General features: G+C 47.6%; 13 protein-coding genes. 10 read left to right on the plus strand and 3 right to left on the minus strand.

The features are described from left to right. Positions 1-14: 14 nt before the first annotated feature. Positions 15-1,703, minus strand: a complete 1,689-nt coding sequence (locus ACKPVM_RS10330) for an aspartate:alanine antiporter (RefSeq protein WP_409308961.1) — start codon at positions 1,701-1,703, stop codon at positions 15-17. A gap of 524 nt (positions 1,704-2,227) precedes the next feature. Here ACKPVM_RS10330 and ACKPVM_RS10335 point away from each other — a divergent pair. Next, complete coding sequence (locus ACKPVM_RS10335) at positions 2,228-2,617, plus strand: inner membrane protein YbjM (RefSeq protein WP_409308962.1); 390 nt, start codon at positions 2,228-2,230, stop codon at positions 2,615-2,617. Positions 2,618-2,646: 29 nt separating this feature from the next. Here the strand turns inward: ACKPVM_RS10335 and ACKPVM_RS10340 are convergent, their stop codons facing one another. Then, a complete protein-coding gene (locus ACKPVM_RS10340) occupies positions 2,647-2,913 on the minus strand; it encodes a GrxA family glutaredoxin (protein WP_409308963.1) in 267 nt (88 codons plus the stop codon). Positions 2,914-3,075: 162 nt separating this feature from the next. Between ACKPVM_RS10340 and nfsA the strand changes: the two genes are divergently transcribed. The 9 genes from nfsA (at position 3,076) to rlmC (ending at position 11,981) form a co-directional block, all read left to right on the plus strand. Further along, positions 3,076-3,795: an oxygen-insensitive NADPH nitroreductase gene (nfsA, locus tag ACKPVM_RS10345; RefSeq protein ID WP_409308964.1), complete on the plus strand. Its 720-nt coding sequence runs from the start codon at positions 3,076-3,078 to the stop codon at positions 3,793-3,795. 16 nt (positions 3,796-3,811) lie between these two features. Continuing rightward, positions 3,812-4,723 carry a 30S ribosomal protein S6--L-glutamate ligase gene (gene rimK / locus ACKPVM_RS10350; RefSeq protein WP_409308965.1) on the plus strand — a complete coding sequence of 304 codons (912 nt, stop codon included), beginning with the start codon at positions 3,812-3,814 and terminating at the stop codon, positions 4,721-4,723. Positions 4,724-4,865: 142 nt separating this feature from the next. Continuing rightward, a complete protein-coding gene (locus ACKPVM_RS10355; protein ID WP_409308966.1) occupies positions 4,866-5,345 on the plus strand; it encodes a type III secretion system chaperone family protein in 480 nt (159 codons plus the stop codon). A gap of 380 nt (positions 5,346-5,725) precedes the next feature. Next, positions 5,726-6,835: a spermidine/putrescine ABC transporter substrate-binding protein PotF gene (gene potF, locus ACKPVM_RS10360; protein WP_409308967.1), complete on the plus strand. Its 1,110-nt coding sequence runs from the start codon at positions 5,726-5,728 to the stop codon at positions 6,833-6,835. Positions 6,836-7,024: 189 nt separating this feature from the next. Next, the gene (potG, locus tag ACKPVM_RS10365) at positions 7,025-8,158 is read left to right on the plus strand and encodes a putrescine ABC transporter ATP-binding subunit PotG (protein WP_409308968.1); all 1,134 of its coding nucleotides are present in this window, start codon (positions 7,025-7,027) and stop codon (positions 8,156-8,158) included. Between the two features lie 14 nt (positions 8,159-8,172). Continuing rightward, the gene (potH, locus tag ACKPVM_RS10370) at positions 8,173-9,159 is read left to right on the plus strand and encodes a putrescine ABC transporter permease PotH (RefSeq protein ID WP_409308969.1); all 987 of its coding nucleotides are present in this window, start codon (positions 8,173-8,175) and stop codon (positions 9,157-9,159) included. Continuing rightward, positions 9,156-10,001 (plus strand): putrescine ABC transporter permease PotI, encoded by an 846-nt coding sequence (gene potI, locus ACKPVM_RS10375; protein ID WP_409308970.1) that lies wholly within the window; start codon positions 9,156-9,158, stop codon positions 9,999-10,001. The genes potH and potI overlap by 4 nt, the downstream gene beginning before the upstream one ends. A gap of 142 nt (positions 10,002-10,143) precedes the next feature. Further along, positions 10,144-10,596 carry a YbjO family protein gene (locus ACKPVM_RS10380; RefSeq protein ID WP_409308971.1) on the plus strand — a complete coding sequence of 151 codons (453 nt, stop codon included), beginning with the start codon at positions 10,144-10,146 and terminating at the stop codon, positions 10,594-10,596. A gap of 254 nt (positions 10,597-10,850) precedes the next feature. After that, complete coding sequence (rlmC, locus tag ACKPVM_RS10385; RefSeq protein WP_409308972.1) at positions 10,851-11,981, plus strand: 23S rRNA (uracil(747)-C(5))-methyltransferase RlmC; 1,131 nt, start codon at positions 10,851-10,853, stop codon at positions 11,979-11,981. A 52-nt stretch (positions 11,982-12,033) separates the two neighbouring features. Here the strand turns inward: rlmC and artJ are convergent, their stop codons facing one another. After that, positions 12,034-12,765 carry an arginine ABC transporter substrate-binding protein gene (gene artJ, locus ACKPVM_RS10390; RefSeq protein ID WP_409308973.1) on the minus strand — a complete coding sequence of 244 codons (732 nt, stop codon included), beginning with the start codon at positions 12,763-12,765 and terminating at the stop codon, positions 12,034-12,036. Positions 12,766-12,843: the final 78 nt, after the last annotated feature.

A 12,843-nucleotide genomic window follows, 5' to 3' on the forward strand; every position in this document is an offset into this window, starting at 1 on the left:
TTTTACATTTTTTATTAGCCAGGTAGTTCAGGCCAGATAATCACGATCAGGGAGCCGGCCAATGTCAATAATACGTTGGCAATGGCATAGGTTCCCGCATATCCCAACGCAGGAATATTGCTGCGCGCGGTATCGCTGATGATTTCCATCGCCGGGGCACAAGTACGGGCACCCATCATTGCCCCAAACAGTAATGCACGGTTCATGCGTAACACGTAGGCACCAAATAGAAAACAAATCACAACAGGTACCAGACTGACGATTAATCCTGAGATCAGCATTTGTGTGCCCACCTCGCCCAAGCTATTGTTGATGGTGCTGCCTGCGCTTAACCCCACACCAGCCATAAACACCATTAGCCCGAACTCTTTCACCATATTCAATGCGCCTTGCGGAATATAGCCGAATGTCGGGTGGTTAGCTCGCAGGAAGCCCAACATGATTCCTGCAAATAGCAGACCAGCCGCGTTACCGATTCCAAAGGTAAAATTACTGAACTGAAAAGTGATTAGGCCGACCATCATGCCAATGACGAAGAATGCACAGAAAGCCAGTAAATCGGTGACCTGACTGTGAATTGAAATAAAGCCGATGCGGTCAGCGATACTTTTCACCCGTCGTGCATCGCCGCTGACCTGCAACACATCGCCTTTATTCAGGACGACACCATCATCAATAGGCATTTCGATCTGGCTACGAATAATGCGGTTCAGGAAACAACCGTGATCGGTTAACTTGAGCTGGCTGAGGCGTTTACCGACGGCATTATGATTTTTCACCACAATTTCTTCGGTAACAATGCGCATATCTAATAGGTCACGGTCGAAGACTTCTTTTCCATCACGGAAGTTCGGGTTCAGCCTTGCATGCGCATCCGGATAGCCAACCAGTGATATTTCGTCACCGATTTGCAGTACGGCATCCCCATCCGGGCTTGCCAGAATGCCGTTGCGGCGGATACGCTCGATGTAGCAACCCGTCTGGCGGTAAATGCCCAACTCACGCAGATTTTTACCATCGGCCCAGGCCACTAACTCCGGCCCGACGCGATAGGCGCGGATAACGGGAAGGTACACTTTCCTCTGGCTGTCGGTATCCAGACCCCGCTCTCGGGCAATTTGTTGGGCGCTGGTTGGTAAATCCTGATGCTGGAGTTTAGGCAGATAACGCGCACCGAAAATAAGGCTAACCAAACCAATCAGATAGGTCAGGGCGTAACCAAGGCTAAGATGATCTTGTTCAACGCCCAACTGCGCACCCAGGCTGGCGGTATTTCGCAGTGTGTCACCGGCACCGACCAGTACAGGAGTGGAGGTCATTGAGCCTGCAAGCATCCCGGCCGTTAACCCAATGCCCCAACCAAACAATTTCCCTAATCCCAATGCTAAAATGAGAGCGCTTCCCACCATGACCAGTGCGAGCATTAAATAATTTTTGCCGTCTCGAAAAAAAATAGAAAAGAAATTGGGACCGGCTTCTACGCCAACGCAAAAAATAAATAACATAAATCCAAGGCTGAGCGCCTCGGTATTAATCGAAAAGTGTTGTTGTCCTAGCAATAACGAGACGACTAAAACACCAATGGAATTACCGAGTTGAACTGAGCCCAGCCGCAATTTCCCTAGGCAAAGTCCTAATGAAAGAACCACGAATAAAAGCAGAATGTAATTCCCGTTTAACAAATTAGCGACGTTTATATTCATGGCATGTAACGTGTTGTTTACCAGTAAGTTCTTGATATAAATGACTATAAGGGCTAGATTTAGTCATCGGATATAATGATCCCGTTGATACTGTCAATTAATGACAGCTGAAAGGAATCAGCCTTGTTTAGTATAAATTATCCATTGGTATTGTTCAGTCAATTATTATTTTTGAAATGATTGTGACGTCGCTATTTTAGCAGTTTGTTGGTTTTGCAACCAGCCAACAGCGAATAACTATCGGTGTAATATACCCCAAATAATTCAAGTTTCAGGAAGGCGGCAAGCGAAGGAATCCCGATGAGCTTACTTGAGTAAGTGATTCGGGTGACTGAACGCAGCCAACGCACATGCAACTTGAAGTATGACGGGTATAATGCATTGGTGCGTTAATCAATAGTGAAAAGACCTCACTTTGTGTCATATCGGGGATATTCGTCATCCATATTTTTTGTGTCGTCAATAACGTTGGACATCAGACAAATATGGTGTGGAGATGTGTACAGAGTTAAGGGAAGCATAGTATGGCAAACGATAGAGGTTGGGGTAGTGTCGCCTGTTGTTTCTTATTGTTTATCGTGGTTTTCTTGAGCCAAAAAATGGATGTATCAGATGTGGCAACAGGGGAAAGCTTACAAGGCGGACCCAGTATGTTGCTCTTTTTGCTGCCAGGCGTGATCGCTAGTTGTTTATCCGCTCGAGGTCGCCTGCTTTACCCATTGCTGGGTGCACTCATGGCTATGCCGCTTTGTTTGATTATTTTGCATCTATGGCGAGCGCCGCTGGGAGCGTTTTGGCAGGAAATTGCCTATGTGCTGAGCGCAGTTTTCTGGAGTGTGCTAGGGGCGTTGGGATTCTTATTCGGGAATGGAATATATCGCCACTATTTTTACAGTAGGACGCGAGGAAAGTAAAAGGCGCCGGTGGCGCCTTTTGTCAGAGATTATTGTTGGAACAGGCTAAGGTTTTCTTTGGCGTATGCTTCAAAATCAGTGCAGCCACCGATATGTTTTTCATCAATGAAGATCTGTGGCACGGTTTCAACGGGCTTGCCGACGGTTTTGGACAGGTCGTCTTTCGTAATGCCTTCTGCATGAATATCCACATAGCGGAATTTGAAATCATCACGTTGTGCAGTCAGTTTTTCTGCTAACTCTTTAGCGCGTACACAGTAAGGGCAGCCAGGACGCCCAAAAATAACAGCGAACATGTAAACTCCTTAGTAAAATTGAGAAAATATGTTTTCTAAACTGTTGGCATTGGCTAATGCCTATCGTTAATAGGGGTTACTATGCCCGCATTGTCCGGTGAACAAAAGTAGTAATTACCTGTTGCACTGATTTGTATTACCTATACCCGAAGGATATGCAGAGTGACGCCGACCATTGACCTACTACAGCGCCATCGTTCTATTCGCGCGTTTACCAACCAAGCGCTAACGGATGCTCAGCGTGCCGCGATTATCTCGGCGGCGCAAAGTGCGTCCAGCTCCAGTTTTTTACAATGTACCTCGATCATCCGTATCACGGATCCCACGCTACGTCAGATGCTGGTTCATTATACCGGAGAGCAGGCTTATGTCGCTCAGGCTGCGGAGTTCTGGGTGTTTTGTGCCGATTTTCATCGTCACGTTGAGATCTCTCCTCAGGCCGAAACCGGATTGGCTGAACAGCTACTCATTGGCTGCGTCGATACGGCCCTAATGGCGCAAAACGCGCTGATTGCGGCGGAGTCATTGGGGCTTGGCGGCGTATTTATTGGTGGGATCCGTAATCGCATTGCCGATGTGACGACATTATTAAAATTGCCACCTCTCGTGTTGCCGCTATTTGGCTTGTGTCTGGGGTATCCGGATGCTGATCCGTTGTTGAAACCGCGGATGCCAGTGACAATGTTGATGCATGAAAATGTGTACCAGCCGCTCGGTCGAGAAACGCTAGCGGAATATGATCAGCAAATGGTTGAGTATTATCTTCAGCGTACGGGCCATCGACGAGATAGCTGGAGCGAGCATGTACAGCGCACGCTGAAAAAAGAGTTACGTCCGTTTATGCTGGATTACTTACATCAACAGGGATGGGCGATACGTTAGTATCTCTGGGTCATTTATGAAGATAGCCATTCTGTCTCGTGACGGTTCGTTATATTCCTGCAAACGGCTGCGTGAAGCGGCGGAAGAGCGCAGGCATTGCATTGATATTATTGATCCACTGTCCTGTTATATGAATATAAACTCAGCGGCACCTTCCGTTCATTATCGCGGCCGACGACTGGACAAATATGATGCCGTTATCCCTCGAATTGGTTCACTGATTACATTTTATGGCACGGCAGTATTGCGGCAGTTTGAAATGCTGGGAAGCTATCCGCTCAACAATTCTGTCGCGGTTATTCGCGCTCGTGACAAGCTGCATTCATTGCAATTATTAGCTCGGGAAGGTATTGATTTACCTGTAACCGGATTCGCTCATTCTCCCGATGACACGGGGGATTTGATCGAAATGGTGGGTGGGGCACCGCTGGTCGTGAAGCTGGTCGAGGGAACGCAGGGAATTGGTGTTGTGTTAGCGGAGACGCGTCAGGCGGCAGAGAGTGTCATTGACGCGTTTCGCGGATTAAATGCGCATATTCTGGTGCAAGAGTATGTAAGGGAAGCGAAGGGACGGGATGTCCGTTGTCTGGTGATCGGGAATCGTGTTGTTGCTGCCATCGAACGGCAGGCCAAGCCGGGGGAGTTTCGTTCTAACTTGCATCGAGGTGGCTCCGCCAGTAAGGTCCGGATTACGGCGCAGGAGCGTGATATTGCGATTAGGGCCGCAAAAACGCTGGGTCTTAACGTGGCTGGCGTGGATATCTTACGTGCCGAACGAGGGCCGCTGGTCATGGAAGTGAATGCGTCTCCCGGTCTGGAAGGCATAGAAACCACAACAGGATTAGATATTGCGGGCATGATGATTGAATTTATTGAGCAACATGTGCGCTCGTTAGCGATATCGACGGCCACCGTGGGTAAACGTTAACGGGATAGGGGCTTGCCGATCAACATTGTCAATCAGATCGCGAGCTAGCATGATTTTAGGCGCTTTTATCATGGCGTAGGAATAAAATATTCCGTAAGCTATGCACCCTTTGGTAAGAACAGTCAGTATGAGGCAAATAACCATGGATTCACTCATCGTCCCGGATCTGAATATGCTACGGCGGTGGCTGGATCAGCTAAACATTCTGTTTTTTGAATGTGATTCCTGTCAGGCACTCCATTTACCTCATATGCAGAATTTTGATGGCGTCTTTGATGCGAAAGTCGATCTGGTTGATAACGTTATCCTGTTTTCTGCTCTGGCAGAGGTGAAACCCAGTGCACTGATTCCTCTGGTGGGAGATTTAAGCCAAATCAATGCCAGTTCGCTGACGGTCAAAGCTTTTATTGATATTCAGGATGACAATCTGCCTAAACTGATCGTCTGCCAGTCCTTTAGCGTGGCTGCGGGGATGTCTCTGGAGCAATTCCGACATTTCATGATGCAGTCTGAAGAACAGATTTCCATGATCATTCTTGAGGCGGGCGCTAATAATCTCCTGTTTATCAGTGAGGATGAAGAGGCCTCTGCTGGGAGATCTTACACATCTAATCTGCATTAATACTATTGCTGCCAACGGCAGCAATCAGTTTTCCTTATTTTCTATAAACCGTCGTTTATTCTAAATTCTATTCTTGCAACCAGATATTCACCGTAGTTACGGCGAAATAGCCGTATCACGTGGGCAAATAGTGAATAAATAATCGATAAAAACCATTTTTTACTTTCGACATATGGTATGCGCGAGTCGCTACGGTTATGCTTAATTTCAGTAACGATCTCGCGAGTCATTCGCCTTTATGTCAGTGTCTACTATGATAAATTTAGTGCATAGTCATTCACCGATATTACCGTGATCGTTTATGCGCAGGATAAAATCCTGTATCGAGATAATACTCGTTTACTCATATGAATCACCCCCTTGTATGGAGGAAGGAACGGATGTTCACCCAACGTAAAAAATGGTTATCGGGTGTTGTTGCCGGCTTGCTGATGGCCGCGTCCGTCACTGCATCTGCGGAAGAAAAAACGTTACATGTTTATAACTGGTCTGATTATATCGCACCGGATACGTTACAGAATTTCCAGAAAGAAACGGGTATAAAAGTCGTTTATGACGTGTTTGATTCCAATGAAGTATTGGAAGGCAAACTGATGGCAGGGAGCACCGGTTTTGATCTGGTGGTGCCTTCTGCTAGTTTTCTGGAGCGTCAACTTGCTGCCGGGGTGTTTCAGCCATTAGACAAGAGCAAACTGCCTAATTACAAAAATCTGGACCCAGAGTTGCTGAAATTGATTGCCCAGCACGATCCGGATAACAAATATGCGCTGCCTTATCTGTGGGCAACAACGGGGATTGGCTACAATGTGGAGAAGGTTAAAGCCGCATTAGGTGCTGATGCTCCCGTGGACAGTTGGGATCTGGTGTTGAAGCCGGAAAACCTGGAAAAGCTGAAAAGCTGTGGGGTTTCCTTCCTGGATGCGCCAGAAGAGATTTTCGCTACCGTCCTGAACTATCAGGGTAAAGATCCCAATAGCACCAAAGCGGATGATTACACCAAGTCGGCCACTGAGTTGCTATTGAAGTTGCGTCCTAGCATTCGCTATTTCCATTCATCGCAATACATCAACGATCTGGCGAACGGAGACATCTGTGTGGCGGTCGGTTGGGCTGGTGACATCATGCAGGCCTCTAATCGAGCCAAAGAAGCAAAAAATGGTGTTAACGTTCATTACAGTATTCCGAAAGAAGGGGCATTGGCTTTCTTTGATGTATTTGCCATGCCAGCCGATGCTAAAAATGCAGACGCAGCCTATACCTTCCTGAATTACCTGTTGAAACCAGAGGTTATGGCGAACATCAGCAACCACGTGTATTACGCGAGTGCAAATAAAGCATCTGTGCCGTTGGTACAGGAAGACATTCGCAATAATCCAGGGGTTTATCCGTCTGAGGATGTTCGTGCCAAAATGTTTACGCTCAAAGTTCAGTCACCACAGATTGACCGTACACGCACACGCGCCTGGACGAAGGTAAAAAGCGGTAAATAATCGTTTTCCAACCTGACTCAATGTGGTAAATAACAGGCGGCTAATACCCGCCTGTTGCGCTATATATGTGTCACAGTTTTTGGATGTACGACGCAGCGTATTCTTTGCACAAAACACGATAGAACGTGGCATTGAAAACCTGTACCAAACATTGTGACTTGTTCTGCTTTTGCCGGAGAGCAATGCTAAGTGAATGATGCTATTCCCCGTCCCCAGCCCAAGCCTCAAAAAGCGGCTACCCCGTTGCTGGAAGTGCGCAATCTGACCAAATCTTTTGATGGTCAGGCTGCGGTTGATGACGTCAGTCTGACGATTTACAAAGGTGAAATATTTGCCTTGCTGGGGGCTTCGGGCTGTGGAAAGTCCACGTTGCTCCGCATGCTGGCTGGTTTTGAACATCCAACACAGGGACAAATTGTTCTTGATGGTCAGGATTTGTCTTTGGTGCCGCCTTATCAGCGCCCCATCAATATGATGTTCCAGTCGTATGCATTATTCCCTCATATGACAGTGGAAAAGAATATTGCGTTTGGGCTGAAGCAGGACAAATTGTCTCGCAGTGAGATTAAGGATCGCGTCGAAGAGATGCTGACGCTGGTGCATATGCAGGAGTTTGCCAGTCGTAAGCCTCATCAACTCTCCGGTGGGCAGCGTCAGCGTGTCGCATTGGCTCGTAGTCTGGCAAAGCGTCCGAAGTTGTTATTGCTTGATGAACCGATGGGCGCACTGGATAAGAAACTGCGCGATCGCATGCAGCTTGAAGTCGTCGATATTCTGGAGCGGGTGGGCGTAACCTGCGTGATGGTGACGCACGATCAGGAGGAAGCGATGACCATGGCTGGGCGAATTGCCATCATGAATCGTGGGAAATTTGTCCAGATCGGTGAGCCAGAAGAGATTTACGAGCATCCGAATACGCGTTTTAGCGCTGAGTTTATTGGTTCCGTGAATATGTTTGAAGGCATATTAACCGAACGCCATGATGACTCGTTGATTATCCGTAGCCCGGGGTTGGTCCATCCGTTAAAGGTGGATTCCGATGTCTCCGTGATTGATGGTGTACCCGTTTATATTGCGTTACGACCAGAAAAAATCATGTTGTGTGAGGACGTTCCGGCCAACGGGTGTAATTTTGCTGTCGGTGAGGTGGTACATATTGCTTATTTAGGCGATTTGTCGATCTATCATGTGCGGCTTGCCAGCGGACAAATCATTAGTGCTCAGCTACAGAACGCTTATCGTTACCGTAAGGGTACGCCTACATGGGGTGATGAAGTGCGTTTGTGCTGGGATGCTGACAGCTGTGTGGTATTGACGGTGTAGTGGGGAATAACGCCATGTCTCTGTTTTCTGAACAAAACACCGAATTTTCTGAACAGCGTCCTTCAGAACCGCCGGATCACGCCAGAAGCCGTTTGCAGTTGTTAGTGGCTCGTTGGCGTCAAGATCATGGGCGTAAACTGGTCATTGCGCTGCCTTATCTGTGGTTACTGCTGCTGTTCATGCTGCCATTCCTGATTGTATTTAAAATCAGTTTTGCAGAAATGGCTCGGGCGATCCCACCGTATACCGACTTAGTCTCGTGGATGGATGACAAACTGGATATCTCCCTGAATCTGGGAAACTATCTGCATTTGTTAGATGATCCGCTGTATATCGATGCCTATCTGCAATCGTTACAGGTTGCGGCTGTTTCTACGCTATGTTGCTTGCTAATCGGTTATCCGTTGGCTTGGGCCGTGGCGCACAGTAAGCCGTCGACCCGTAATATTCTGCTGCTGCTGGTCATCTTGCCATCCTGGACATCCTTCCTCATCCGCGTTTATGCCTGGATGGGTATCCTGAAAAACAACGGCATACTGAATAATTTCTTGTTGTGGTTGGGCGTTATCAATGAGCCACTGGTGATTCTGCATACTAATGTGGCCGTTTATATCGGTGTTGTTTATTCGTACTTGCCGTTCATGGTGTTGCCGATTTACACCGCGCTCACGCGGCTGGATTATTCACTGGTTGAGGCATCGTTGGATTTAGGGGCTCGCCCACTCAAAACCTTTTTCAGCGTGATTATGCCGTTAACCAAGGGTGGCATTATTGCTGGATCCATGCTGGTTTTCATTCCGGCGGTAGGGGAATATGTTATCCCTGAATTGCTTGGTGGTCCTGACAGCATCATGATTGGTCGCATTTTGTGGCAAGAGTTTTTCAATAATCGAGATTGGCCGGTGGCTTCTGCGGTTGCCATTATCATGCTTTTATTGCTGATTATGCCAATTATCTGGTTCCACAAGCATCAGAGCAAAGCAGCAGGAGAAGGCGTATGAATAATCTACCTGTTGTCCGTTCACCATGGCGCATTGTGATTTTGGTGCTTTGTTTCACGTTTCTCTATGCGCCAATGCTGATGCTGGTCATCTACTCGTTCAATAGCTCGAAGCTGGTTACGGTATGGGCTGGTTGGTCAACGCGCTGGTATACCGAGCTGTTCCATGATTCAGCCATGATCAGTGCAGTGTTGCTTAGCCTGACGATTGCCGCTGCATCTGCGACGATGGCGGTGATCCTCGGCACGTTGGCAGCCGTTGTCATGGTTCGTTTCGGCAGTTTCCGCGGCTCTAACGGTTTCGCCTTTATGCTGACTGCACCGCTGGTCATGCCGGATGTGATCACCGGTTTGTCGCTGCTATTGCTGTTTGTTGCGCTCGGGCATGCGATAGGGTGGCCAGCGGAACGGGGAATGTTCACCATTTGGCTTGCCCATGTGACGTTCTGTACGGCTTATGTCACCGTGGTGATCAGTGCGCGTTTACGTGAACTCGATCGGTCCATTGAAGAAGCGGCAATGGATCTCGGTGCCGCGCCATTGAAGGTTTTCTTTATCATCACGGTGCCGATGATTGCCCCTGCGTTGATCTCAGGTTGGTTGCTGGCATTTACACTGTCACTTGACGATCTGGTTATTGCCAGCTTTGTCGCAGGGCCAGGTTCCACCACGCTGCCAATGTTGGTGTTTTCCAGCGTCAGAATGGGGGTTAATCCGCAGATTAATGCTCTGGCATCTTTGATATTGTTGGTCGTAGGGATCATCGGATTTATTGCCTGGTGGTTTATGGCAAGAGCGGAAAAACAGCGTCAACGCGATCTGCAAAAAGCGAGACGCGGTTGATGTGAAAAACGCACGAGCTTAGCCAATCACTGTCACGCCCACATCTTGTGGGCGTGACAGTCCTCAATCAGTGCAACCATGGGCAGTAGAAATAAGGTTTATTCGAACGGAGATCGTTGAAATTCTGTACACCAAAAAGGAAATGTCTCAGCGAAAAGTGTACGCCCCGGTTCCGGTCATGGTGGCGGGAACGGCTATTATTGCAACCCGCTTTTTGGGTGTTTTGTTATTGATATGGGAGCTCGGGCCAAGCGATTTAGGCGATTGGATTGGTCTCAGTGCTGAGGCTTGGGATTCAACGCTGGTCTTGTTACTTTCGTTCATTATCGTCTGTATTGAGATACGTTGTGGTTTTGCCGTGCTGGCAGGGGTTAACTGGGGGAGATGGGGGTATATCGTTTGCCAATGTCTGGTTACGCTATATTTGCTGTTGGCGTCAATGAGCGAATTTCTTCCCTCAATATTCCATATTTCTGGTGAAAACAATACGGCGGTGCTGCATCAATTACTGATCCAGAAGATACCGGATCTGCTGGTGATCGTGCTGTTATTTTTCCCTCATCGCAGTAAACGCTTTTTTTTACGACAGAAATAGGCGGATCGTTTACTCACAGAGTGTATACCCAAAATAATTCAAGTTTCAGGAAGGCGGCAAGCGAAGGAATCCCGATGAGCTTACTTGAGTAAGTGATTCGGGTGACTGAACGCAGGCAATGCACATGTAACTTGAAGTATGACGGGTATAGTGAGTTGAACGGTTAGCCGCACGTACTCTGAAATGTATCAGGACGGTGACCAGGACTGATATAATTCTTCTTATGAGATCTTCATTCAGATAGTTAGATTTTTATGCATTGTGCACGATATAGCGCAGGAACATGTCATTCCTGCCAATGGCTGGAAAAAGATTACTCACAGCAGTTATCTGATAAACAAAAAAATTTGGCTGATTTATTACAATCTCACCCGGTGCCACAGTGGTTACCTGCCTGTTATTCAGCCCAGTCAGCATTTCGTAATAAAGCGAAAATGGTTGTCAGCGGCAGCGTTGAACGCCCGCTGTTAGGTATGTTACATCGCGATGGTAGCGCCGTTGACCTTTGCGATTGTCCGCTTTACCCCATCAGTTTTCTTCCGGTTTTTGCTGTGCTCAAGCAATTTATTGCCAGAGCGGGGCTAACACCTTATAACGTTGCGCGTCGTCGCGGTGAATTAAAATATTTGCTGTTGACGGAAAGCACGCTACGTGGACAGTTGATGCTACGTTTCGTGTTGCGTTCAGAAACCAAGCTGAACCAACTCCGTTCCGCTTTACCCTGGTTACAACAACAGTTGCCTCTGCTTGCGGTTATTTCTGTCAATATTCAACCGGTACATCAGGCGATTCTGGAAGGGGAAACTGAGATCATTCTTAGTGAGACATCGGCGTTGGAAGAGCGTTTTAATCACGTTCCCTTGTATATTCGTCCCCAGAGTTTTTTCCAGACCAACCCGCAGGTTGCATCCCACCTTTATGCGACAGCCAGAGATTGGGTTAGCGAACTGAATATCACCAGCATGTGGGATTTATTCTGTGGTGTGGGTGGATTTGGTTTGCATTGTGCATCGTCTGAGATGCGTCTGACGGGGATTGAAATCAGCGCTGAAGCTATTGCCTGTGCCCGTCGCTCGGCAGAGCAGTTAGGGTTAACGCATGTTGCGTTTCAGGCACATGACTCTACTCGTTTTGCCACGGCTGAAAATGATCTTCCCGAGTTGGTTTTGGTCAATCCACCCCGACGCGGCATTGGCCGCGAACTGTGTGATTACCTTAGCCGTATGGCTCCGAACTATATTCTTTATTCCAGTTGCCATGCCGAAAGTATGGTGAAAGATATGGATGCTCTGGCGAACTATCGTGTTTTGCTGGTGCAACTGTTCGATATGTTTCCGCATACGGCGCATTACGAAGTGTTGACGTTGCTAAAAAAGAAGGAATAAAAGAAGGAACATGTGCTGTCGGGTGGGAAAACCACCCGACCTCGTTTACCAGTTATTGCGGGAACCACTTGTCGTTAATGGACTTATACGTTCCATCAGCTTTGATAGCATCTAAGGCTTTATTCAATTTTTCCAGCAGGGCTTTATCGTCTGGACGGACAGCAATCCCCAAACCCGTGCCAAAATATTCTGCATCGGTAACGTGTGAGCCAACGGTTGCCAGTGTGGGATTGGTTTTAATCCATTCATTAACCACTGCCGTGTCACCGAATACACCATCAATACGGCCATTTTTTAAATCCAGTATGGCGGTTTGATAGCTATCATAAGAAACGGTTTGTACCTCTGGATGCTTATCATGCATGTATTTTTGATGAGTTGTCCCGTTTTCCATGCCGATACGTTTGCCTTTCATAGCGGCGAAATCCGCAAACTTTCCTTTCTGTGCGATAACCACGGCAGAGTTGGCATAGTAGGGCTGGGTAAATGTCACTTGTTTGCTACGTTCCGGCGTAATATCCATCCCAGAAATGACAGCGTCATAGCGACGGAATTTTAGCGCCGGGATCAGGCTATCAAATGCCTGATTGGTAAATGTGCAGTTTGCCTGCATCTGTTTACACAGCGCTTTAGCCAAATCCATATCAAATCCGACGATTTCGTTATTCGCATCCAAAGACTCAAACGGAGGATACGTTGCCGATGAGGCAAAACGAATGTTATCTGCTGCCACTGCGTTGAATGCCGTTCCTGCCAATAATGTTGCGATCAGTAATTTTTTCATCTACCCGCTCCAGGTGTTTATTTTTTATTCATATGAGTCATTGCGCGGAATGGTTCCGGCTTCACGGTAGTTACTGTG

It is taken from the genome of Pectobacterium hainanensis (assembly GCF_046237015.1).
GTDB lineage: Bacteria > Pseudomonadota > Gammaproteobacteria > Enterobacterales > Enterobacteriaceae > JBJYIN01.